The sequence below is a fragment of the Kordiimonas gwangyangensis DSM 19435 = JCM 12864 genome, assembly GCF_000375545.1.
Taxonomy (GTDB): Bacteria; Pseudomonadota; Alphaproteobacteria; order Sphingomonadales; family Kordiimonadaceae; genus Kordiimonas; species Kordiimonas gwangyangensis.
In genome coordinates, this window is record NZ_AQXF01000003.1 from 251306 (window position 1) to 276212 (window position 24907).

Genomic DNA, 24907 nt, shown 5'->3' on the forward strand with positions numbered 1-24907 from the left:
ATAATAGAAATACTTACCTGAAAGTCCCTGCAGTGTTCACTGTGGCAAATAAAAGACACTTTGGGGCAAATGTTGCATTGCAGCGCGAGCCATATCCTGCTTTGATTGGGTGTCTGCACGGACGCCGCACACGGTAGCGTGCAAACGTGTGATCAAAGGGGGGATTTTTGATGCACAAAAAGACAATGTTTGCGGCTGTATTTGCAGTCGCCTCCACACTCGTGTGCCCTGCCACTATGGCAACGGGCCTGACGGCTGAAGACGCCGTTAAAATACAATACACTAGCGACCCGAATATCAGCCCGGACGGTAAATGGGTTGCCTACACAGTTGCTCGCAATGACCTCGAAAAAGACACACGCCGCAACCAAGTCTGGATTGCTGCAACTGACGGCTCCGCCGAATTGCCGATGAGCGGCGATGACTATAGCGCCTCGAGACCGCGCTGGAGCCCGGATGGCAAATACCTCGCGTTCCTTGCCGCCAAAGGCAAGGATGAGGAAAGTCAGGTCTGGCTTCTGGACCGCCGCGGCGGGGAAGCGCGGCAATACACGCATGTCAAACAAGGTGTGGACGGTTTCGCCTGGTCGCCCGACGGTACCAAGATGCTGCTGACCATCACGGACGCGCGCCCTGAACCGGAAAAAATTGACGGCGAAGACAAGCCCACGCCATGGGTCATCGACCGGCTGCAGTTCAAGGAAGACGGTGTTGGCTATCTGGACCGCTACCGCCAGCATATCTATGTGTATGGTGGTGAAGGTGAGCCGGTTCAGGTCACCTTCGGCGACTTTGATGACAGTAGCCCGGTCTGGAGCCCGGACGGTAAATGGATTGCCTTCACCAGCAACCGCACCGAGGAGCCTGATAGCAACACCAACAGTGATATCTGGGTGGTGTCAGGCGTTGTTGACAAAGGTGTAAAACCGACTGCCGACAGCCATCCCCTGCGTCAGGTGACCACAAATCCGGGGCCGGACCATAGCCCGGCATGGAGCCCGGACGGCAAATGGATTGCTTACGCGAGCGTCGTGGATCTATCCAAAATCTGGTACGCGACCAACCATTTGGCGGTTTCACCCGCTGAGGGTGGTGAGGCGCGTGTGCTTACGAAAGACTATGACCGGACCATTCATTCGCCAAGCTTCGCACCGGACGGTAAATCCGTTTATGCGGTCAGCGAAGACGATGGCCGCATGCCACTCATCTCCGTTGACGTGAAATCAGGCAAGATCAAGCGGGTAGTTGATGACCAGTCGGCTACTTACGAGTTTGACGCTCACGCCAAGGGGCCGGTGGCGCTGGTGCGCGCAACGCCGTCACAGCCGGATGCTGTCTATGTGCTGCGCAAAGGCAAGCTGGAGCGGCTGTCACACCAGAATGATAGTCTTTTGGCTAATGTCACCCTCGCCAGCGTGAAGGAGCTGAAGTTTCCGAGTGCTGACGGCACCACCGTGGAAGCTTTCTTCTATTTCCCGCCTGGCTATGAGGAGGGCAAACGCTATCCCACCATTCTCAGGCCACATGGTGGCCCGGTCGCGCAGCATGACGCCGGCTTCTATACCGAAGCACAGGTGCTGGCATCGGAAGGTTATGTCATCATTGCTCCCAACCCGCGTGGCTCGTCCGGTTACGGCGAGGATTTCTCCGCCGTGCTTTTTGCCAACTGGGGTGTGAAAGACTTTGAGGATGTGAGCGCTGCAGTTGACTATGCCATTGATCAAGGCTTCGCGGATCCTGACCGGCTTGGTGTCGGCGGCTGGTCCTATGGTGGTATCCTGACCAACTATGTCATCACCAAATCCACCCGCTTCAAAGCCGCTATCTCTGGCGCGAGCGAGGTGCTTTACCGCGCCAACTACGGTCATGATATTTACCAGAAACTGTGGGAGGCAGAGCTTGGCTTGCCGTGGGAAACCCCCGAGGCATGGGAGCGTATCTCGCCCTTCAACGATATCGGCAAGGTAACTACTCCGACGCTGGTGATTGGCGGCAAGGAAGACTGGAACGTACCGATCCAGAACTCAGAGCAGCTGTATCTGGGCCTGCGTCGGCGCGGCATTGATACTCTGCTGGTGGTTTATCCTGGGGAGACACACAGCATCCTGCGCCCGAGTTTCGTGCTGGACCGCTACGCACGCTATATCGACTGGTATGGCCGCTACCTCAAGTAGGGCGGAGCACTAACAAACAGAAAGGCGGGACTGAAATTCAGCCCCGCCTTTTTTTATTGCCGGTCATTCGCGGGCTTATTTGCCTGCAAGATCAGTCACAAGGTCGTGCCACATCTTCAGTGCGCCGGGGATGTTGTCCGTCGGCACGCGCTCATTCAGGCCGTGGGCAAATTCGTCCTCGGCTTTCATGAAAATACCGGTGAGCGTATAGCTCGGGATACCTGCCGCACGGAAGTGCAACGAGTCAGACGCGCCAGACGCCATATGCGGAATAACCGGGATGTCCGCAAAGCGGTTGTGCACCGCACGCTCAACCGCACCGAATACATCCTCGCGCAGTGGCGACGCATCGCTCTCGGTTGGATTATCAAGGATCGTCCAAGTGAGGCTGTCGTTCGCCACCACACCTTTAAGCGTTTCAAGCGTTTTGGCGACACCGACGCCCGGGAAAATGCGGCAATTCACCGTTGCTGTGGCTGATTGCGGCAGTGCGTTTTCTGCGTGGCCACCTTTCAGCATAGTGGTCACACAGGTGGTGCCGGTGGTGCCAACATATTCCGGCAACGCGCGCAGGGTTGCCGCAGCTTTTTTGTCCTTGGGGTTTTTGGCGAAGCGTGCCATGGCCGCGCCAACATCACCGCCGATCAGGGGCGCTGATTTTTCGAAATAGGACAGGGTGAGGTCGCTGTACATGACCGGAAACTCAAACGCGTCCAGTTTCACCAGTGCCTTGGCAAGGTCATAGATCGCATTGTCTTTACGCGGGAGCGAGCTATGGCCGCCGGGGTTGGTCGCCGTTACGGTAAAGGACGCATAGGTCTTCTCCGCGCTGTCGACCATGAAGGAAACCGGCTTGCCGTCTTCATCCAGAAGGCCGCCGCCGCCATCTGCTACGATAGCAAATTCGGGCTTAACTTCCTCCGCCAGACGTTTCGCCAGCACCATGGTACTTGCCATGCTGGTTTCCTCGTCGCCTGAGAAAGCGATTACGAGGTCACGCGACGGCACAAACCCCTCAGCCTTCAGGCGCAGGAAGGTGGTGGCGAGCATGGCAACGCCAAACTTGTTGTCCGACACGCCGCGACCAAAGAGAAAACCATCTTCCTCAATGAGTGTGTAGGGGTCGCGCTCCCAGTCTTCGGGGATGGCTTCCACCACGTCAAGGTGCGCGGACAGGACAATCGGTGCCTTGCCTGAGCGGCCGTCACCCTTGAAGCGCACGAGCATCGCCATGGTTTCACCCACGGGGATCAGGGTCACGTCCTCGCGCGCAAACCCGGCGGCAAGGAATTTGTCCTCCAGATAATGTGCAAATTTGGGAACATTGCCGTAGCCCATAACGGTGCGTATGGCGATGCTATCGCTCAGAATTTCACGTGCTTCAGCCTGGAACGGCACATCGCTTGCGGTCGCAACCGGGGCAATCGCCCCAAAGGCAACGGTTGCAGCCAGAAACTGCCGGTAAATCTTTTTCATTCTTCCACCCATTTAAATAATTTACTTCACCGCCGGCTTAACGATCCGGCCACCTTTCATCACCGCGTCCACATGTTCGAGGACGGAAATGTCCTTGAGGGGATCCCCCTTGACAGCAACCATGTCAGCAAATTTTCCGCTGTCAATGGAGCCAACGTCGGCTTCCCAACCAAGTAGCTCTGCGCCCGATAGCGTGGCGGAGCGAATGGCCTCCATCTCGCTCATGCCGTAGCGCACCATATACACAAATTGTTTGCCGTTATCGCCGTGTGGATACACCCCGCTGTCGGTGCCATAGGCAATGTTCACGCCGGCGGCGTGCGCCTTGCGAAAGCCTTCACGCTGGCGTTCGGTCGTGGCTTCATTTTTGGCGAGAATTTCATCACCCCAACCATCCGCGCGGCCAACCTCATCGATATAGTCGCCGTTATAGATATCAGCCACGAGCCACGTGCCGTGTTTGGCCATCATCTCAATTGCTTCATCATCAATCAGCGAACCATGTTCTATCGAGCGCACGCCAGCGCGTACCGCAGCCTTGATGCCCGCCGCACCGTGCGCGTGGGAGGTGACATAAACATTATAGTTTGCCGCTTCCTCGACCGCAGCGCGCAGTTCGTCTTCGCTCAGTTCCTGTGCGCCCACATGCGTGCCGCTTGTCAGCACCGCACCGGTCGCCAGTGTCTTGATGAAGGTCGCGCCGTGCTGGATGAGTGTGCGCACGCGTTCGCGCACCTCCTCGGGCGAGCGCACCACGCCAAAGCGCAGGTCCCTGGGGATTTCCACATCAAAAGCCTGGCCGGTGATATCACCCGCACCGCCGGGCACTGTCACATAGGCACCGACAACCGCCATGCGTGGCCCTATGATGATGCCTTTGTTGATTGCGTCCCTCAGCGCTACGTCATTGAATGCGCGCCACACGCCCACATCCCGCACAGTGGTGAAGCCTGCCATCAGGGTGACGCGGGCATGCTCGACCCCCTGCAGCACAGACTCTGCCGCCGTTAGCTCAAGCGGTGCCAGCACACTTGCGCTTTGCCCTGCGTCCGCAAGGTGAGTGTGCATGTCCATCAAGCCCGGCAGTACGGTCATGTCAGACCAGTCGGTCACCTCAGCGCCCTCAGGCACCTTGCCCCAGGGTTTGACCTCGGTGATGCGGTCGCCGGTGATGACGATCATCTGGTCTTTCAGCACCTTGCCGTTCACCACGTCAACAAGCTTTCCGGCATGCACCACGCTGACTTGCGGCTCGGCAGCGGTGGCGGCGACGGTCAGGCACAGGGTGAAGAGGCAGGCAATCAGGCGGCGCATATCATGTTCCTTGTCAGTTCTCTGGAAACAGATGTGCGACACCCAGAGGTGTCGCACAGAGATTTAACTCACGCTTCTAGAAGCGTTGGCCAAAGCGGATACCAAAACGCCGGGGCCTGTTGGTATAAACCGGGAAGTCGACGAAGTTATTCTGGTCGGCATAGATCACCGCCCGTTCGTCTGTGACGTTATCGGCGAATATCTCCGCCGTCCAGCCGTCACCCTCAACGCCAATCGCCATGTTCACGAGGTCGTAGGAAGGCTGCAACACCCGGTCAGCGACCTTGAGGTTGTTCCAGCTTTCGCCAGTATGAGACCACGAGCCTTGGAAATAGGCGGGCAGGCTGCCGATCTCGAAGCTGTAGCGCGCGGTGGCCGTAAGCTTGAGCTTGGGCACAAACGGCATTCGGGTGCCGTCAGGAGCTGAGACAACGCCATTCTGAAGATCGTCATCATCCTGATAATAGTCTTCCTGCAACTTCGCGTCGTTATAACTGCCCGAGAGGGACAGGGTCAGCCGCTCGGTCGCGGCAAAGACCGTGTCAAACTCGAAGCCTTTCGTTCGCGCTTGCCCGACGTTGGTGATAAGCGTCAGTGGCGAGATCGAGAAGTCGAGGAAGCTATACTGGAAATTCTTCCAGTCCAGCATGTAGACAGCACCATTGAAGCGCAGTCGCCGGTTCAGGAACGACGTTTTCCAGCCGAGCTCATAGTTATAAACGAAGTCCTGCTCATAGGCCGGGGCTACAACACCCGTAAGCGCCCGGTTCACGCCACCGGGGCGGAAGCCCTTGGAGTAGGTGGCATAGACCATCTTGTCGTCGTCGATCTTGTAGGACAGGTTGAACTTGTAGGTCGCTCCGTCATCCTTGGTGGCTTTATCAAGGTTCGGGTGGTCAAGGCATGGCTGCGCCGCACAATAGGTTGACGATGCCGAACCATAGTAACCGACGAGCGAGTTCTTGAGCTTGTAGAGCCTGAGGCCCGCGGTGGCTGAAAGTTGATCCGTCAGGTCATAACTGACTTCACCGAAGACCGCGCGGTCCTTGTCCTTGCGCACCTGTTTTGTGATCCAGACAAGCGGTTCACCCGGTACCGGTGAATAATCCTCGCCGGTTGGTACATCAGGGGCCACCCAGCGCAGGTCAAAGTCATGCTCCTGATCCTGATAGAAGGCACCGGCAATCCAGCGAAGACGGCTGTCGCCCGGCGAAGAAAGCCTTAGCTCATGGCTTTGGCGTTTGAACTTCTCGTCCCCGGTGATGTGCTGGGTTGGGTCGGCACACCCGCCAAGCTCGTCATAATACAGGCAGTCATAGCCGTAGTCGGCCAACAGGCCTTCCCAATATTCGGCATACCAACTGTAATCGGTTGAGCTTTCATTGTCGCGGTCAAGATAGGCACCGGCGTAAACCACGTCGATATCGCCGATTTTGCCATTGATGGTGAGCGTGCCCTGTATCCACTCATCATTGGCAAATTCGTCGCCGAACGTGCGGAACTTGAGGTCACCAAGGTCATCTGGGCGGTGCGCCCATGACCCACGCGACTTCTGGTTCTGGTAAGTAACACCCGGAGTGACGGTCCAGCTATCGTTGAGATCAACTTTCAGGAGCGCACGCATGCCAGCCGTGCGCACGTCGTTGAAGTCATCCTCAACATAGTCAGCGTTGTCGACCTCGATGCCGGAGGCGGCATACTGCCGTTCGCCGTAGACGTTGTCGATATATCCGCCTTCATCCTCGTACCAGCCCACAACACGGAGGGCCGCAGTATCAGAAAGGGGTGCGTTGACAAAAGCCTCAGCACTATAGCCAGCTTCACCGTGTTCCACCTTGTTCAGGCTGATGTCGTAGCCACCTGCAAAGCCTGATGGGTCAGGTTGGTTGGTGATGATGCGCATGGTACCCGCCTGGCTGCTGGAGCCAAAAAGCGTACCTTGCGGGCCAGCCAATGTTTCGATGCGAGCCACGTCATAGACATGCACATCAAGCACGTTATTGATCGTGGTGATCGGCTGCTCATCAAGATAGACAGCCACACTGGGCTGCGAACCTGAATGCACCCCGTCCCCGCCGGACGAGATACCGCGCATGTACACCTGCGCGAGACCCGGTGCGAAAGACACATAGGATACGGTTGGCAGGAAGTTGATATAGTCGTCGAACCCCTTGATGTTCAGGTCCTCAAGGGTTTTCGAAGTCAGTGCCTGCACCGCCACGGGCACATCCTGCAGATTGCTCGCACGTTTTGTGGCTGTTACGACAATCTCTTCCAGTTCATAGTCTTCGGCATCAGCCGCATTTGCGGCATGTGGCAGGATAAGAGTGCTTGCCATCAACGCGGCGAACCCTCCTTTCCTGCGCCAAGCGGTTGTCACCGTTGGCCCCTTGTTCTTGTTACTGCTGCGCATGGTTTCCTCCTTTTCAAAGGTTGGTCAATCTGACCCACCGCCCCCACTTCCGTCTGCCGGATAGCGCGCGAGCACCTCCGGCCCCAATGCGTGCATCAGCGGATCAAGGTGCGGCAGGAAATTGCGCCAATGATCCACTGCGTCTTTGAAAACAGGTTGGCGAACCTGTTCGCTGCTCGCGGTCTTGACCGCGCGGTCGTTTTTGTAGAATTCGAGGCAGCCCGGCTCGAACGGCAGGCCGCAATAATCAAGCAGTCGCCTGACCTCAGCTTCGAAATCTTCGACTAAGGTTTCATATTGCACACGGTGCACCCGGCCCGGCAGGACCGCATCAAAATGCTCCATCAGCGCGACATAGTTGCGGTAGTAGCCGCCGATGTCCGACAGGCTGTAACTGAAGCGCTGCCCGCGCGCGAAATATTGTTTGAAGCCGGAGAAGCAGCAGGCCAGCGGGTGGCGCCGTGCATCGATAATTTTAGCGTTCGGCAGCATCAGGTGAATGAGCCCGATATGCTCAAAATTATTGGGCATCTTATCGATGAAGAAAGGCGTACCGGTACGGTAACGCCGTGTACGGTCTATATATTCTTCGCCAAGCGCGCGGATATCCCCTGCGCCCAAGTCAGCGAGCATGTCTGGATAGAGCGACCGGTCGCTCGGATGTTTCTTCCCACCAAGCCGTCGCGAGAGGGAGATGACCTCGGGCAGTTCCTGTGTGCCTTCCACCATGCTGTGGCTGGCCAGGATCTGCTCCAGAAGGGTTGACCCCGCGCGTGGCAAGCCGACGATGAAAATCGGGTCAGGCGCATCCGCGCCCCATCCTTTGCGGGCACCGAAAAAGCCGCTGTCAAAAAAGCCAATGCTGCGCTCGGTTTTGGCGGTCTGCTCATCGCCGCTATAGGCCGATTGGCGGCGGCGTACTTCGTTGCCTTCTGCGTAGTGTTTGAAGGCGCGGTCGTATTCCTGCCGGTCTTCCAGCGCTTTTGCGAGTGCGAAGCTAAGCTGGGCAGCGTCCTCCGGCGTAAGGGCAGGGCGCTTTAGCGCGGCCTCCATGGCCATTACTTCATCATCACTCAAGGTGACTGTCTTGAGGTTGGCGAGTGACCAGTAGGCTTCACCAAGCTCTGGCGCCTGTTCCACTGCTTTGCGGTAAGCGGCAATGGCTTCCGCTTGCCTGCCCACCGTCTTGAGCGCGTGACCGTAGCTCAGGTAGACCCGCGGTTGGTGTGGTGCGTCATCCAGCAGGCTTTCATAAATTTCGATCGCGGGTTCAAATTGCCCCAGCCGCACATAGGACGCTGCCTTCAGTACATGATAGTTGGGGTTGTGGCCGTCGGTCGCCAGCAGCTTATCCAGTTCTTCAATCGCGTCTTCGAACTTGCCCTGCCGGGTGAGCACAAAGGCATAATTGTAGCGCGCGAAGGTGAAGTCTGGCGCAAGCTCAAGACAGCGCCTGAGCAGGTTTTCCGCGTCGCCGAACTGGCCAACCTTGATGCCGATATCAGCGAGCAGGCGAATGGCGGTAACGTCCGTGGGATGGGCATGCAAATACCGGCGGCAGGCGTCCTCAGCCACCGCAATACGGCCTTGGTGCATCGCCGTCATGGCTTCCTCGAGCAGAGGCGGCAGCCGCCCAAGTTCCAGATAGCGTTCGTAGGCGCGGTTGCTTTTCTCGGGGTCCTCTGTGGCCGCGTAAGCATCGCCGAGTGCGCGCCATGCTGGCGCAAAATCTGGCTTCAGTTCAACAGTGGTCTCGAGGTCAGAGAGGGACTGGCGGTAGCGCCGGAGAACGCGGCCAGCCAGCGCCCGTTCATACCATGCGTGTGCGAAACGAGGCTCAAGTGCCACCAGCCGGTCCAGTACTACAAGCGCATCTTCAACGCGGCCGTTTTGCCTGAGTGCAATGGCATAACCATGCAGCACGGCTGGCTGTCCTGTGTATTCATCCTTGAGGCCCTCAAGTTCTTGAAGCGCAGCAGCAGGGTCGCGCTTCAGAAGCTGCATCGCGTGTGTAAGCGTATTCTGGAGGTGGCTCATGTTAGCGGCCGGATACATCGTCACCTCCCGCTATCATCAGCGCCGTCGCTTTCGTGCGAAAGTCATCGCTGAGAGGGATCGCTTTTCGCCCCTTGAGGTCGAATGCGACCGAGGTCGCCTGCATGGTTGCCGCAAGTGCGTCGTCCGACATGCGGTGCATGCTGTGCTGCGCCGTGAAGGACTTGCCGCCGAGGCGCAGAATGCCGCTCCTGACAATGATGAGTTCACCGGCCTTAAGCTCAGTGATGAAATCCATTTCCAGCTTCACGTCCACAAACCCGGTGTCATGGTTCTCAATGTCGACCGACACGCCACAGGCATGGGCAAGGTGATAGCTTGCGTCATCGAACATCGCGACATAGTGCCGTGTTGTGAGGTGACCCATGATGTCACAGAGCCAGGGATGCACGACCCCGCGGTAGGTTTCCATCATGACGGGCTCTCCTGTCTCTTGCGCCGCAGCAGGTAAAGGCCTGTGCCGACCAGGAAGTAAGCGCCAGCCCATGCAAATTCAGCGAAAGCGTCCATGACAACGACAATGAGGAAAAAGGCGGAGATGAGCATCAGGCCCCAGCCGGAGAGTTTGATGCCCACACGCCCAAGCTTGAAAGCCGAAACTTCGTAGGCGCCAAGCGCACGGAGCGGCACATAAATAAGTGCCGCCCCCACGAGTATCTGGAATACAAGCGTGAAAGAAGACACCCACACAGCATATTCGGTAATGCTGTTGCCCATGGCGAGACCTGCGAGGGAGAATATGCCGACAACCAGCACACTGCGCCATGCGCTACCTTCGCCAGCTACGGTCTTCGGCAGGATACCATCTTCGGCCAGCGCATAGATGTCGCGCGAAGCCACCAGCACTAGCGCGTTGATGGAGGTCGCTGCCGCGCCCATCATGGCAAAGCTGGTGAAAGCCGCACCGGCCTTGCCGAAAAGCTGTTCAGCCACGACCATGACCGGCGCTTTTGTGGTGGCCAGATCCTGCCATGGGATCATGCCAACGAGCGCGAGCGAGAGTGCGATATAGGTCACCACAACGACCGCGAAGCTGATAAGCAGCCCGCGCGGGATGGTGCGCCCAGGGTTGTCGATTTCCCCGGCCATTTCCATCACCGCCATGAAGCCGCCATAGGAGAAAAAGGCCGGTACGGTAGCAATAAGCACCGCGTTCCAGCCTGCTGGTACAAAGGGGGTGAGGTTGGCGCTTTCAAGCGATACGACACCACCGGTGGAAACCCCAACAAGCGCAATCATGAATACCGCAACGAGGATGCCCTGAATGCTGACGAGGATATCAATTCGCCCCGTATTCAGGACGGTGAAAAGTGCGATGACAGCGAACGCCACCATGGTGCTGTCAAACGCCGGGAACAGGGCGGTGAAATAGTCAGCAAAACCAAGCGCGATAAGCACAATAGCCATAATGTAGGCTGCCAGCATCAGCCAGATGCCAATGAAGCCAGCGAAGGGCGACAGGAGCTTGCTGACCGCAACAAAGCCCGCGCCTGTGTTGGGGAAAACTGCACCAAGTTGCCCGGCGGCAAGGCAGGAGAAAGCGGCAATCACCGCTGCAAACAGATAAGCCAGCACAACGGCTGGCCCCGCACTTCCTGCAAGTGAGCCCGGCAGGATGAAGATGCTGGCGCCGATCACATAACCGACCAGCGTCGCGACCACCCCTGCCGTGCCGAGGGCGCGTTTCATTGGCTGCCCCCCGGCTTGAGGTACATATCGTACCACTCAAGGTTCCGCTTCATGCGGTCCCCCAGATAGCTTGGCACCACGAGGCCGTGGTGCTGGCCGGGGTAGATTACCAGCCGGGTTGGCGTGCCAACGGACCGCAGCGCCTGATACATCTGCTCCGCACCGATGCAGGGCACGTTGAAGTCCATTTCCGCGCACTGGAACATGGTCGGCGTTTTGATACCGTTCGCATGCAGGAAGGGGTAGCTCACCCGCTCATAGGCTTCGCGGTTGTCCCACGGTGTACCCAGTTCCAGCTCATATTCGCGGGAATATTGGTCATGGCCGTAGGTGCCGAACATATTGGCGGTGCCTGCGCCGCTGATCGCGGCCTTGAAGCGTGTGTCACGGCCGATCACATAATCGGTAAGCATGCCGCCGTAGCTCCAGCCACCCACGCCCATGCGCTCAGGGTCTGTTGTACCTTGCGCCGCCAGATAGTCGGTGCCCGCAAGGATATCCGCCACATCCACATTGCCCCAGTCGGCATAGATGGCGCGAGCAAAGTCGAAGCCGCGGCCCGAGGACCCACGTGGGTTGATACCCACAACGGCATAACCCTGAGCCGCATAAATCTGCCAGTCGCTCATGAACTCATGGCTGAACTGGTATACAGGTCCGCCATGCAGGCGGAAGATGGTGGGCAGTTTGTCTGTTGTGCTCGCGCCGGGCGGCAACAACAGCAGGCCATCGATACGGCCGCCGGGGCCATCAAAAGAAAACTCCTGCGTCTCACCGAGCCGAACATCTTCAAGCCACGTGTTGTGATCGCTCAGTTGGCGCAAGGTGTCCTCAACCGCATAAACCTCAAACGGCTTGTCATCCGTGCTATCGAGCAGTACCGCGCGGTCATTCCCTGAAAGGGCGAAGGCAAGCGCAAAACGGTCACCGTCGCTCAGCTTCTCCATCTTTCCGCTCTCGGCATCAATTTTGACGAGCCATGTGGAACGGTTGCCCTCAAGAAGTGTGTAGATGCTGCCGCCATCGGCTGACCATTCTGGCGTATAAAAGTTTCGATCGACGTGCGCGAGCGGCCGGTTTTCACCGGTCGCGATGTCCGCCACAGTCAGTTGCCAGCTGGCATAATAGATCCACTTGCTCTCACCACTTTGCAGCCACGCCAGTTTTTTGCTGTCTGGTGACCACGCCGGCGGCGACATCCAGTAAGGGTCTACGTCCGTGCCCTTGAAGCTGCTGATGCGTTTAGCTGTGCCCGAACCGTTGGCGGGGATGATGAAAACGTCTGAATCCATATTGCGGTCAGCGTCGCCTTGGTCCTTCGAGACATAGGCGATCCACTTGCCGTCCGGTGACCATGCTGGCAACCAGTGATCCTGATCGCCGCTCGTGAGCGCATTTTCCTTACCACTCACCACATCAATCACCAGTAGGTGACGGCGGGCGCCAGCGAGATAGCCAACCCAGTCTTCCTTGAACTGGAAACGGTCGATCACGATGGGCGGCGTGGTGCCAGCCTCATTAGGTTCCGCGCCGCCGACAAAGGCGGAAACCACCATCTGCTTGCCGTCCGGCGACCAGTCGTATTCCAGAATGCCGCCCTTCACGCGGGTAACTTGTTTTGCTTTGCTGCCCTTCAACGTGCGGACGAACACTTGTGTGTTGCCGTCTTTGTCCGCGCCCAGCCAGGCAATGGTTTTGCCGTCAGGGGAGAAGCGCGGTGTGCTCTCGCTTTTCTCGTCGGCCTTGGTGATCTGTTTCGGCGTGCCGCCCGCGTACGGAACCAGCCACACGTCGCTGATGATAGCGTCACGCTTCAGGTCATGCTTGGACACAACGTAAGCCACCGTCTCACCGTCTGGCGAGATTGCCGGTTCGCTCACGTCCTGCACATTGTGCAGGTCCTCAAGCGTCATCAAGCGCCCTGCGGGCTCATCCGCAAACGCGCCCGTGCTCCAGACAATCAAACATGCAGCTACGGTGGTGCGCAGCCCCTTTTGCCCCCAAGTCACTGTAGTTTCCCCTCATAGATTTTGCGTGCCTTGGCGATGTCCGCCAGCACAGCCTCGCGCTCCCACGCGTAGTTATAGTCGTCCCGCGCACCAGCGTGCTCGGCCATGCGGTCAAGCCAGGCGATGAAATAGGCGGCATCCTCTGGCGCCGTCTGCGGTTTGCCCTCAACCACGAGCCACACCGGGTTCGTGGTCGCATAGGTGTAGATGTCCTGCACAAAGGGATGTGATGCCTTGGCGACAGCGCGCACCAGCATCCAGCCGGACCCTGCCACCTGCACCTCTGCCTCTACATCGGCGGAGGTGCCGTCATCCAAGACATCGAATGTCTTGAGCACCTCGCCATTCATTACCAGCTCGAACCGCTCCACCGGTACGGGAGAACGGAGCGCGGCTTTCACTTGAATAGTCGTGCCATCCGCCCCGAAGTTCAGCGTGGAGCCGGGCTTGGCATCATTCACCAGAAGCCCCACGAGCGGGCCATTGGAGACGAAGCCCTGACCACCTCGGATGGCCGCTTTCAGGCTTGCAGGTTCATCCGCCTTCACGCCATCAAGGAATATGCGGTTGAGGCCGATGGGGCCACGGAGCGAGGCATAGTTGGTCATGGCGTCCGTGCCCGCACCCGCCGCGACATGGAACCCAAGGTTCAGCAGCCGGTACCAGACACTGGCCGTATTTTCATGGTTCGCGAAGGAGACAATCTCCAGATAGTCGGTTTTGCCAAGCGCTGCATCAACCGGCAGGCTGTGCGTAACCTTGGCATCCTTTTCCGGGTCCGGCGCACCGTCAAACGGATGCACATACCCGCTTACAGCGCCTTGCTCATGCGCAAGGTCCTGCACCACCGCGTTCGTCGGGTAGGCCGACGCGAGGCCCGTGTGCCAATAGCTTGAGAAATCAGGGGTCAGGTAGTGGTCATCCAGATGCAAGAGACCGAGGTGACCCCAGTAGCTGGTGTGGTATTCCTGTCCCTGATAGACGGTCACGCCGCCGAAGCGCTTGAGGCCAGTATCAAACTCGGCAATATCCGGGATGCGCTCTTCCTTGTTGACGATGAGGTTATAGACGATATCCAGGTCTTCGGAGGCTGCATCGGCTGCCATCAATGCCTGTGTCTGTTTGTATTTGCCGCCATAGTTCATGTGCACATGCATGTCAGCGCTGGTGAAAGTGCCAAAAGCTTCGGGCAGCTCATTGCGGGCAAGGGTGAGGGAGAGCGGGGTTGCCGACCCGCCGACCGTAACCTTTGCCGTCGCAAGTTTGTGCTCAAATCCATGTGACGCCTGCACGGATACGGTGCCTTCCGGCACCATCACAGTGCAGTGTGTATCGCATCGGAAATAATGGGTTTCATGGTCGGCGCGGGAAGGGTCCATATAGTCGTCGGCATGGATGCGCGCGTCCATGGGCGCATGGTGGCGACCATCAGATCCAAGGACGGATACACGCCCCGCAACAGGCTTGCCGGTGTCGTCGGCAAGTGTAATTTCAAGCGGCTGCATCGCACGCTTGTAGACACGTTTCTTCGCCTCGACCTTCTGCCGTGCACCACCAACCACGGTGTGGTGATAGAGCGCGAGGCCACCATCTTCGTTGGTCACATAGATGAGGCTCTGGTCATCGGGGCTCCAGCGCGGTTGCCAGATATCATAGTCCCCAAACGTGAGCGGCAGCGGGTATTTTCCGTCCACCCCCGTGATCCAGAGCTGGTGCCACTGCCGGCCGCGGTAGCTTGCGTACAGCAGCCGCTTGCCGTCATGGGCGGGCTGCGGGCGTGCGGCCCATGTGGTTTCTTCCGCAATCACATGCCGGGGCGTGCCGGGGTTCGAGACCGAGATGGCGTAGATGTCCCCCGTGCCCCAGGCAGTTTCGGGGTTGGAGACATAGTAGAGCGTATCGCCGTCAGCGCTCCATGCCGGGTTGATGGCGTGGTCTGCCTGCGAATAATAATAGCGGTATTTCTCGGATATCTTGCCAGCCACAAGCGGACGGCTGTTCTGTAGCGTCTTGCCGTTAAACGCGGCCACATGGATGCCGAAGTGACCATCAAGCGCGGTGGAAACATAGGCCAGTTTGCTGCCGTCCGGGCTGAAACGCGGCTCAAGGTTGACGGCATCACCCCCGGTCAGGGCCGTTGCAATGCCGGTCTCCATGTCCAGCAGCATCAGGTTCAGGGTGTTGCCATGCTGGCGTGTGAACACCACATGGCGACCGTCCGGCGACCAGTCGGGCTGATAGTCATAACCTGCACCCGCCGTCAGTTCATATACCGTGTCATCACCTATTGCTTGCCGCCACAGGCTACCCTGCATGCTGTAGATGACAGACTTGCCATCCGGGCTGAAGGTGGCGGCAGAAGGGCCACTGGTCAGCTGCGGCATATACATTTCGCGCCAGTAATAGGTGTGCGGATGTTTCACCTGCTCCAGCACCGGGATGCGTGTGGGGTGTTCCGCACCAAGGGCCGGTTGTGCAGCCGCTGCGACCAGTATTCCCATGAGTGCATATTTCATTGTCAGCTGTCCCCCATTGCCTCGAAGGCGTCGCCTTCAAGCACCATCATTTTTTCATGAGCCGCGTGGCGGAAACCAAGCTGGTCGTAAAAACCGGTCCCGCCTTCATTGTCTGCGTGCACGCTGAGGCGCAGGTAGACCGCGCCACGCTTTGATGCCTCGGTCACTGCTGCCGCAATAAGCTTGCGGCCAAGGCCGGTACCACGCGCGGTACTCGCGACATAAATGTCCTGCACGTAAAGGCCGGGACGGCCGCGCCACGTTGAGAACTCATAGAAAAACAGGATCATGCCGAGGGGTGTGTCGCCGTCGAAGGCGAGGAGCACATGGAAGGCGGGCTCATCGCCAAAGCCATACTTCATGATGGCGTCAGCGCTACCCCGGTAGTCAGACGCCTGACCGAGGTCGTGCGCCATCGCCACCAGCATCTGCTGGATTAGCGCTGCATCTCCCCTCACTGCCGCCCTGATATCGATCATGTTCTATAGCGCCATATTCACTGCACCCCTACCTTTAAGACACAGCATGCGCCGTGCCTCCTCAGGTGTGGCAACAGAATGTCCCATTTCCTCAATGATTGTTCTGATCTTTTTTACCTGCTCGGCATTACTGGTGGCGAGCCTGCCGGGCGGGATGGTAAGACTGTCTTCAAGCCCCACCCGCACATTGCCGCCCAGGATCACGCCCATGGTCGCGAGCTCGATCTGGTGCCGGCCCGCTGCGAGCACGGAAAACTGGTAATTGTCGCCCAGCAGGCGATCCGCACAGGATTTCATCGCGAGCAGATTTTCAGGGGACGCACCAATCCCGCCCATCACGCCAAGCACAAATTGTACATAGAGCGGTGCTTTCACCAGACCCTGCCTCAGGTAATAGGCGAGGGTTTCGATATGCCCCATGTCGTAACACTCAAACTCGAAGCGCGCACCGGCGCCGTCACCCAAATCAGCGAGGATGTTTTCAATGTCCTGATAGGTGTTGGTGAACATGGTGTGGCGCGTTGCATCCAGAAGCTGCGGCTCCCACTCATGTTGCCAATTCTCATATTTGCGTTTGAGCGTGAAGATGCCGAAATTCATTGAGCCCATGTTGAGGGAGCACATTTCCGGCTTCATGGCGCGCGCGGGCGCAAGCCGGGTCTCAAGCGACATGAGCGAACTGCCACCGGTTGAGATATTCAGTACCGCATCACAGGAGTCATTGATCACCGGAATGAAGGCACGAAAATGGTCCGGGTCAGCACTCGGGCGGCCATCCTCGGGCACACGGGCATGCAAATGAATGATGGCGGCACCGGCTTCCGCCGCTTCGATCGAAGACTGTGCGATCTCTGCCGGCGTTACCGGCAGGTGCGGCGACATCGTCGGCGTGTAGATGGAGCCAGTTACCGCACAGGTGATGATGATTTTTCTGCTCACGCACGCCCCCTCGGATAAATTGCCCTTGATCATCGGCAACAAACATCTATCATTTGGTTATGTTATTTTAACAAAGTCAAACATAGTTTTAATGAATGTAAACATGGCTGAAAAGCATGAAACATCGTCGGGTGAAACGGGCACGTTGCCGCAAGGTGTAAGCTGGTCGATGGACTGGAACCTGTTGCGCACGTTCGTTGTGATTGCCGAAGAAAACAGTATCACGGGAGCGGCGCGCTTTCTGGGGCTGAAGCAGCCGACGGTGAGCAACGCGCTCAAGCGGCTTGAGACCTTGCTGGGTGTCCAACTCGCGGCACGCGACCCACGCAATTTCGCCCTCACGCGGCACGGCAAGGCGCTTTATAAGGAATGCAGGGAGATTTTTGGGTCCGTTGACCGGCTGCCCAACCTTCTCGCGGGCACAAGTGATGCGATTGAGGGCCATGTGAACCTCTGTATGGCAAGCCATGTGGTTACACCACTCCTTGACGCTGCCCTTTCAGAGTTTCACGCAGCAAATCCGATGACGTCGTTCTCGATTTCGGTGCTCAGCAGTCGGGATGTGGTTGAGCGGGTGCTCTCAAAACAGGCGAGCTTTGGTGTCTGCCTTATGCGTCAGCCCGAGCCTGAACTGAGAAGCAAATTGTTCTACCGCGAACATTTCGGCCTTTTCTGTGGGCCGACACACCCGCTTTATGGGAGGGAAGGTCTAACGCTTGAGGATTTGCGCGTCTATGAGCGCGTGACTTTCTCGACCGATAACCTGGGCGATGTGCTGCACCCGGTTGCCGCACTTCGCGCGCAGGCACAACTGAGTGACAAGCTGGCAGGTGATAGCAACAACCTTGAAGAAGTACGCCGCATGATCATGGCGGGCCTAGGCATCGGGCCGCTGCCCATTCACGTGGTGGAGCGCGATATTGCGACGGGCCGTATTTGGCAGCTCCCGCCCTATGACCATACGCCGCTTGTGGATATTTTCCTGATCAGCCATCCACGCGCGAACCTGAACGCGGCAGAGGCCGCTTTCCTTGCCAAATTGACCAACCTGATTTCCGCAACCCCGCTTGAGGCCCGTACCTATGGTGCCGTGCCTGCGACATTGGAAGCATGACCATGAGCAAGTCTCATCTCTTTTACCAAACCCGCCTGCGCCGCCCACTTCTGGACCGGGCCGATGGTGTTTACATGTGGGATACCCACGGCAAACGCTATCTTGACGGCTCCTCCGGCGCGATGGTGTCGAACATCGGGCATTCTAACCCCCATGTGCTGGCAGCCATGCAGGCACAAATGGCGAAGTCCACCTTCGGTTACCGCCTGCATTTCGAGACTGAAACCGCAGAGAACCTGGCAGCCCGTGTCGCAGAATTAAGCCCGGAAGGGCATGAGAAGGTTTTCTTTGTCTCTGGCGGCTCTGAGGCAGTTGAAAGCGCCATCAAACTTGCGCGGCAATATGCCGTGGCAAAAGGTGAGGGCAAACGCTGGCAGATCATCTCCCGCAGTCCGTCCTATCATGGCTCCACGCTTGGGGCACTTGCGCTCACGAGCTATGCGCCGCTCAACGGGCCTTTCACGCCGCTCTATAAGGCCATGCCCAAGATACCGGCGCCGCGCTGTTATCTGGACCGGGACAACCTCTCAGACGAGGAGCGCGGCATCCGTTACGCCGACATGCTGCGTGACAAGATTTTGGAGTGTGGGCCGGAGAGCGTGCTTGCTTTCATCATGGAACCCATTGGCGGCGCTTCAACCGGCGCTCTTGTGGCGCCGGACAGCTATTATGGCCGGGTGCGCGAAATCTGTGACGAGTTTGGCATTCTGCTGATTTACGACGAGGTCATGACCGGAGTGGGGCGCACGGGCACTTTCCTTGCCGCTGAACACTGGAATATCAACCCTGATATCGTCGCGCTCTCAAAAGGTTTTGGTGCGGGCTATGTGCCGTTGGGCGCCGTTACAGCCAAAGACCCGATCGTGGAAGCTGTGCTTGATGACGGCGGTTTCCAGCACGGTCACACCTATGCAGGCAACCCTATCGCCTGCGCCGCCGGTCTAGCCGTGCTTGAGGAGATCGAGCGGCAGGGGCTGATGGAGAACGCCACCGACAAGGGCAATAAGCTGAAGGCAGGCATGGAAGCCATGATGGCCGACTTCCCCATCATTGGTGATGTGCGCGGCAAGGGGCTGCTGCTTGCGTTTGAGTTGGTGGCGGACCGAGCCACGATGAGGCCGCTACCCAAGGAAATGAATGCGTTTTTGCGCCTGAGCGATATTGCATACGAGAAGGGGCTGATCATCTATCCGCGCCGCACACGTGAGGGGGTAGAGGGTGACCATTTCCTCGTATGCCCGCCGATGATCGCGACTGATGAGCATATCGATGAAATTCTCACCACGCTGCACGCCAGCTTGACGGCATTTGTGCGTGAAAAAGGCCTTTAGGGAGCCCGATGATGAAAGCATTTTATTCCACAAAGCAGGCCACGCACTTCCCAGAGCATTTTCTGGTAAACGGTGTGTTCCAGCCGAACCCTGAGCACCCAGACCGGCTTGCCCGCCTTGCGGAAGGTGCAAGCGCTGCTGGCCTTGACGTCGCTGAGCCACGTAACCACGGCATGGGGCCAATCGCCAAGGTGCACACACCTGAATATCTCGCGTTCCTCAAGGGCGCCTACAAACGCTGGAGTTATATCGATGGCGCTTCGCCTGCTGTTGTGCCAGACATCCGCCCAGTTGCGCGCGACGGCAAATACCCGGCATCCGTGGTGGCACAGGCTGGCTATCATATGTCAGATGCGTCAAGCCCCATCACAGGGGATACCTGGGACAGCATTTGCTGGAGCGCATGGTCGGCGGTGGAAGCCGCTGAAGCTGTGTTGGCAGGTGACCAGATGGCCTATGCGCTATGCCGCCCGCCGGGGCATCACGCTGCCGCTGATATCGCAGGTGGCTTCTGTTATTTCAACAACAGTGGCATCGCCGCCACCCACCTACAAAGCCGTTTCCCACGCGTCGCCATTCTGGATGTGGACCTGCACCACGGCAACGGCACGCAGCAGATTTTCTATCGCCGCAGTGATGTGCTGACCGTTTCCATTCACGCCGACCCAGAACGTTTTTATCCCTTCTTCTGGGGCCACGCGAATGAGCGGGGTGAGGGTGAGGGGCTTGGTTATAACCTCAATATTCCGTTGCCGCGTCAGACCGGGGATGTGGACTATTTGAAAGCCCTCAAGGTCGCGCTCGACCGGGTTGAGGCTTTCGCGCCGGACGCGCTTGTTGTGGCGCTCGGCATCGATGCATCCATAGATGACCCATTTGGTGGGCTCGCCGTGACACCGGATGGTTTTAGATCTATTGGTGCTGCCATTGCAGATCGAGCCAAATGCCCGACCGTCATTGTGCAGGAAGGCGGCTATCTGAGCGAAACACTGGGCCTGAACCTCACGCGGTTTCTTGATGGTATGCGCGGCGCCTAGTGGGGCGAGGCAGAATGAAATCGGGCGGCTAAGCGCCGCCCGAGTTGTCTCTGGTCCCTATTCTACGCCGCGACCTTGCGCCGCTTATAGGCGCGGATAAACATCCAGATCGCGCCAATCAGGATGACCGCCCAACCGGCGAGCAGGGACATGATCATGCTGCCTGCCGCGACCGTCTGGTCGATAAAGTCTACCTTGCCGGTTTTCCAGAATACCCATTCACCAGCCACGTTGGAGGCGAGCAGGGCATTACCTGTTTCAAGCACGATGATGCCGTCCCCGGTTTCAGGGTTGATGCGCGCGGCGGTGTTGATGGCGGGTTCATTGTTGCCGTCGTGTCCGATGATATGGCCGCCAGTGCCGTTCGGGGCATAGAGCATTGCGCCGAGGCCCCAGATATCGAGCCCCAGTGAAGAAGCGTGCGGTTCATATGTCTCCGCGACGGTTTCTGGTTTGAGTACACCGCGGCCAACGCTTTCACCATTGCTGCCCGGATATTGTGCGGCGAGGAATTTGCTCATGTCGTTTGCGCTGGTGTAAAGGGAGGCTGCTGCCAGTGCGGTATAGCGCGGCATGGCCGTCTCTTCACCCGCCGTGTTATAAATCGTGGCAATGTTCCCGACGTCCCCGTCATCAACAAGGAAGGTGGAGCGGGTCATGCCAAGGGGTGCGAACACCTGTTCCGTCATGAAATCATTGAAGGATTGGCCGGACACTTCCTCGATAAGTAGCTGCAGGAGCGTGTAGCCGCCACCTGAATAGCGCCATTCGGTGCCCGGTTCGATACCAACACGAACGACACCTTCTTTACCCGGGGAAGCGTCTGCGGCTTTCGTGAGCGATTCCGTGAGCGGCTGCACGGGTTTGCCTGGCGCGAACCCGGCATAGCCGAGGCCATCCGTCAGACCCGCGGTGTGGCTCAGAAGCCTGCGCACCGTCACGCCATTGTTGTCAAAGTCGCCTTCCGGCAATTGCCAACGGGTGAGGTAACCGGATACTGGGGCGTCAAGGTCAAGCTTGCCCTGGTCAACAAGCCGCATTACCCCCCAGGAGGTAACCCATTTGCTGAGTGATGCGACCTGGAAAAGGGTGTCACCGTCTACAGCTGTGCCCGCCGATGTGTAGTGCTGCACAAATGGTTTGCCGTCCTTCATGAGGATGAAAGCTGCGTTGCCATTACTTTCGCGGTCGATCAGTGATACGGCGGCATCAGCGAAGGCTTTATCGTCCGGCGTATCCACAAGCGGTTCACGCAGCCAGCCGTTTTCCGTATTCATCAGCACCAGAAATCCCCAGCTGCCTGCCAGCAAAACTGCGCCCGCAGCTATCCCCATCACTCGTTTAAACATTCAATTTTCCCCAGTTTGGAATTGTTTTTATGCAAGTATCTCCTCGCATTCGCGCATATGGGAATAATTGCCCATGCTTTCCAGTTATTTAATGAATCACGAAACCGCGATGGGTTACTGTCTTTTGTCTCTCCGATAGCGTCATGCTCTGAAATACTACCAAAATTGGTAGGTCTCAAAAAAAGTGCGTAAAAACGCACCCCACCAATTTAATCGGGAAACCTACCGACCTGCCGCATTGCGGAATTATGACATTGCGCCCCAACCTTAAGTGGCGCGGCACCTGCTGCGCCCTGTTTGGAATTTGAGAGGGGTGTTCTGTATGCGGATCGGTGTGGATGTGGGTGGCACAAACACAGATGCTGTTTTGCTTGATGGCGAAAAGGTATTGTCATGGTGCAAGAAGTCCACGACGCCAGATGTGGAGAGCGGTATCGTTGCCGCGCTGACCCATGTACTGGATGAAGCGGCCATAGCGCCCGGCAAAATCCAGTGTGTGATGATTGGCACCACGCACTTCACCAATGCATTTGTTGAACGCCGCCACCTGTTGCCGGTGGGTGTTATCCGTATCGCACTTCCGGCCGCGCGCGCGCTGCCACCCTTGATGGATTGGCCCGCTGATATCGCAGAAGCTGTCGGCGAGCATGTGCATCTCGTGCGGGGTGGTTATCAATACGATGGCCGCATCAATGCAGAGCTGGATGAAGAGGGAGTGCGCACGGCGGCCCGCGCACTTTCCGCACGGGGTTTGCGCACTGTCGCCATCACTGGGCTGTTCTCCTCCGTCAACAGCGATATGGAAAACCGCGCGGCCGAGATCGTGCGTGAGGAGATGGGGGAGGTCAGCATTTCCCTTTCCCATACCATTGGGCGCATCGGTATTCTGGAGCGCGAGAATGCGACCATCATGAACGCATCACTCGCGGACCTGGCGGTCTCCGTCGTGCGGTCCTTTGGTAAAGCATTGAAGCAGCTTGATATCAGTGCGCCTTTTTACATCAGCCAAAACGACGGCACGCTGATGAGCGCTGAGTTTGTGGAGCGTTATCCCGTTCTCACGTTCGCGAGTGGGCCAACAAACAGCATGCGGGGCGCGGCTTATCTGTCCGGCGTGAAAGACGCCCTTGTGGCCGATATCGGTGGCACCACGACCGACATCGGCATGCTGGTGAACGGTTACCCGCGTGAATCCTCCGTCACTGTCGATATTGGCGGAGTCCGCACCAATTTCCGCATGCCTGACGTGCTTGCTGTGGGGCTTGGGGGCGGCAGCCTTGTCTTGGAGACAGACGGCGGTGTTAGCGTTGGCCCCAAATCCGTTGGGTACAGGCTGCTGCAGGACGGACGGGTGTTTGGCGGTGGGACGCTTACCACAACTGATGTTGCTGTTGCTGCGGGCTATGCCGACATTGGCGACAAAGCCAAGGTTGCGTCGCTGGGCACGGACCTTGTTTCGGCTGCTGTCGCCAAAATCCACGCCATTGTGGCTGAGGGTGTCGACCGTATGAAAACCAGCGGCAAGCCCGTGCCGCTTATTCTTGTGGGCGGTGGGGCTGTGCTCATCCGCGACGAGATTGCGGGCACAAGCCAAACCATCGTGCCTGATCACGCTGGCGTCGCGAACGCCATCGGTGCCGCTATCGCGCAGATCGGGGCGGAGACGGACAAGGTAGTTTCCTATGAGGAAATTGGCCGGGATGCCGCGCTCAAGTTGGCGAAAGAGGAAGCCATGGCAAAAGCCGTTGAGGCAGGTGCTGTGGCTGGCAGCGTGGAAATCATCGACATTGAAGAAGTGCCGCTTGCCTATGTGCCGGGCGGTGCCGTGCGGGTGCGGGTGAAAGCGGCCGGGCGGCTCGATTTCACCAATGGCGCAGCATAGGAAGGCGAGGGATTACCAGTGAGCAAGATCAGTATTACAGCAGATAACCTTGAAGACTTTGCCCGTGGCGCTGCGTTCCTTGGCACCGGCGGCGGGGGAGACCCTTATATCGGGCGCATGCTGGCGCACGCAGCCATCAAGGAGTTTGGGGTGCCGGAGGTGATCACCGCCGATGAGCTGGATGACGATGACCTCGTGCTAACGGCCGCCATGCTTGGTTCCCCACCGGTGCTGCTTGAGAAAGCCTGTTGCGGCGAGGATATGGACCTCGCGATCCACAAGCTTGAGGAACATCTTGGCCGCAAGGCAAAGGCCATCCTGCCCATCGAGATTGGCGGCGTGAACTCCACGCTACCCATCATGGCTGCGGCGCGGCTTGGCTTGCCGGTGATTGATGCGGACGGTATGGGCCGCGCGTTTCCTGAACTGCAGATGGTTACCTTCAACGTTTACGGCTGTTCGGCCACGCCGCTCGTGGTGACTGATGAGCATATGAATTCCGTGTTGATCGAGGCTGACAGCGGTCCACGCGCCGAGGGGCTGGTGCGGGCGACCGCGATTCAGATGGGCCTCAGCGTGATGATATCTTCCTTCCCGCTCATCGGGCGGCAAGTGAAGGATTTTGCGGTTCACGGCACGCTCACCCTCGCCCTTGGTATCGGTGAAGCCATCCGCAAAGGCCGGCTTGAGGGTGATCCGGTGGCGGCTCTCGTCGCCTACCTCAAAACGACACCATACTATAATCACGCCAAGACGCTCTTTGACGGCAAGGTGGTTGATCTCAAGCGCGAAACGACGCGGGGGTTCTCCATCGGGCACTGTCACCTTGAAGGGCTGGACGATGCCAGCCGCCGCATGGAGGTGACGTTTCAGAACGAGCACCTTGTCGCGCGTGAGAACGGTGTCACACGGGCCATCGTGCCTGACCTCATCTGTATGGTCGACCGGGAAACGGGGGAGCCTATCCCGGCCGAACACCTGCGCTATGGCCAGCGCATTCAGGTAATTGCCACATCGGCTGCGCCTATCATGCGCACACCGGAAGCCCTTGCGGTGTTTGGGCCGCGGCAATTTGGCCTCAATGAAGATTTTGTACCAATCGAAGACATGCAATAAGCAAGCATCCATGG

17 protein-coding genes are annotated in these 24907 nt (G+C 58.1%); 6 read left to right on the forward strand and 11 right to left on the reverse strand.

The window, feature by feature from the left end:
- Positions 1 to 170 precede the first annotated feature (170 nt).
- A complete protein-coding gene (locus B150_RS0109475; protein WP_020399677.1) occupies positions 171 to 2174 on the forward strand; it encodes a S9 family peptidase in 2004 nt (667 codons plus the stop codon).
- A gap of 75 nt (positions 2175 to 2249) precedes the next feature.
- Here the strand turns inward: B150_RS0109475 and B150_RS0109480 are convergent, their stop codons facing one another.
- The 10 genes from B150_RS0109480 to kce form a co-directional block, all read right to left on the reverse strand.
- The gene (locus B150_RS0109480; protein WP_020399678.1) at positions 2250 to 3650 is read right to left on the reverse strand and encodes a M20/M25/M40 family metallo-hydrolase; all 1401 of its coding nucleotides are present in this window, start codon (positions 3648 to 3650) and stop codon (positions 2250 to 2252) included.
- 21 nt (positions 3651 to 3671) lie between these two features.
- Complete coding sequence (locus tag B150_RS0109485) at positions 3672 to 4964, reverse strand: Xaa-Pro dipeptidase (RefSeq protein ID WP_020399679.1); 1293 nt, start codon at positions 4962 to 4964, stop codon at positions 3672 to 3674.
- A gap of 76 nt (positions 4965 to 5040) precedes the next feature.
- On the reverse strand, positions 5041 to 7377 hold the full coding sequence (locus tag B150_RS0109490; protein WP_020399680.1) for a TonB-dependent receptor: 2337 nt from the start codon (positions 7375 to 7377) through the stop codon (positions 5041 to 5043).
- A 24-nt stretch (positions 7378 to 7401) separates the two neighbouring features.
- Positions 7402 to 9432, reverse strand: coding sequence for a tetratricopeptide repeat-containing sulfotransferase family protein (locus B150_RS0109495; RefSeq protein WP_020399681.1), 2031 nt, complete (start codon positions 9430 to 9432; stop codon positions 7402 to 7404).
- On the reverse strand, positions 9416 to 9847 hold the full coding sequence (locus B150_RS0109500; protein WP_020399682.1) for an acyl-CoA thioesterase: 432 nt from the start codon (positions 9845 to 9847) through the stop codon (positions 9416 to 9418). The genes B150_RS0109495 and B150_RS0109500 overlap by 17 nt, the downstream gene beginning before the upstream one ends.
- The gene (locus tag B150_RS0109505; protein WP_020399683.1) at positions 9844 to 11121 is read right to left on the reverse strand and encodes an APC family permease; all 1278 of its coding nucleotides are present in this window, start codon (positions 11119 to 11121) and stop codon (positions 9844 to 9846) included. The genes B150_RS0109500 and B150_RS0109505 overlap by 4 nt, the downstream gene beginning before the upstream one ends.
- A complete protein-coding gene (locus tag B150_RS0109510) occupies positions 11118 to 13130 on the reverse strand; it encodes a dipeptidyl-peptidase 5 (RefSeq protein WP_025896358.1) in 2013 nt (670 codons plus the stop codon). Before B150_RS0109510 ends, B150_RS0109505 begins: the two co-directional genes overlap by 4 nt.
- A complete protein-coding gene (locus B150_RS0109515; protein ID WP_020399685.1) occupies positions 13127 to 15646 on the reverse strand; it encodes a CehA/McbA family metallohydrolase in 2520 nt (839 codons plus the stop codon). Before B150_RS0109515 ends, B150_RS0109510 begins: the two co-directional genes overlap by 4 nt.
- Before the next feature lie 2 nt (positions 15647 to 15648).
- Positions 15649 to 16125, reverse strand: a complete 477-nt coding sequence (locus B150_RS20420; protein WP_081611386.1) for a GNAT family N-acetyltransferase — start codon at positions 16123 to 16125, stop codon at positions 15649 to 15651.
- A 3-nt stretch (positions 16126 to 16128) separates the two neighbouring features.
- A complete protein-coding gene (gene kce, locus B150_RS0109525; RefSeq protein ID WP_020399687.1) occupies positions 16129 to 17064 on the reverse strand; it encodes a 3,5-dioxohexanoate:acetyl-CoA acetone transferase in 936 nt (311 codons plus the stop codon).
- Between the two features lie 103 nt (positions 17065 to 17167).
- Between kce and B150_RS0109530 the strand changes: the two genes are divergently transcribed.
- The 3 genes from B150_RS0109530 to B150_RS0109540 are packed head-to-tail and all read left to right on the forward strand — an operon-like array spanning position 17168 to position 20546.
- Positions 17168 to 18178, forward strand: coding sequence for a LysR family transcriptional regulator (locus B150_RS0109530; RefSeq protein WP_020399688.1), 1011 nt, complete (start codon positions 17168 to 17170; stop codon positions 18176 to 18178).
- Positions 18175 to 19509: an aminotransferase family protein gene (locus B150_RS0109535; RefSeq protein WP_020399689.1), complete on the forward strand. Its 1335-nt coding sequence runs from the start codon at positions 18175 to 18177 to the stop codon at positions 19507 to 19509. Before B150_RS0109530 ends, B150_RS0109535 begins: the two co-directional genes overlap by 4 nt.
- An 11-nt stretch (positions 19510 to 19520) precedes the next feature.
- Complete coding sequence (locus B150_RS0109540; protein WP_025896360.1) at positions 19521 to 20546, forward strand: histone deacetylase family protein; 1026 nt, start codon at positions 19521 to 19523, stop codon at positions 20544 to 20546.
- Positions 20547 to 20608: 62 nt separating this feature from the next.
- On the opposite strand, the gene B150_RS0109545 is transcribed toward B150_RS0109540, so the two are convergent.
- The gene (locus tag B150_RS0109545; RefSeq protein WP_211205940.1) at positions 20609 to 21895 is read right to left on the reverse strand and encodes a serine hydrolase domain-containing protein; all 1287 of its coding nucleotides are present in this window, start codon (positions 21893 to 21895) and stop codon (positions 20609 to 20611) included.
- A gap of 322 nt (positions 21896 to 22217) precedes the next feature.
- On the opposite strand from B150_RS0109545, the gene B150_RS0109550 reads away from it, so the two are divergent.
- Together B150_RS0109550 and B150_RS0109555 are read left to right on the forward strand one after the other, a co-directional pair.
- On the forward strand, positions 22218 to 23777 hold the full coding sequence (locus B150_RS0109550) for a hydantoinase/oxoprolinase N-terminal domain-containing protein (protein ID WP_020399692.1): 1560 nt from the start codon (positions 22218 to 22220) through the stop codon (positions 23775 to 23777).
- Between the two features lie 18 nt (positions 23778 to 23795).
- Positions 23796 to 24893, forward strand: coding sequence for an S-methyl thiohydantoin desulfurase family protein (locus tag B150_RS0109555; RefSeq protein ID WP_020399693.1), 1098 nt, complete (start codon positions 23796 to 23798; stop codon positions 24891 to 24893).
- The last annotated feature ends 14 nt before the right edge of the window (positions 24894 to 24907 follow it).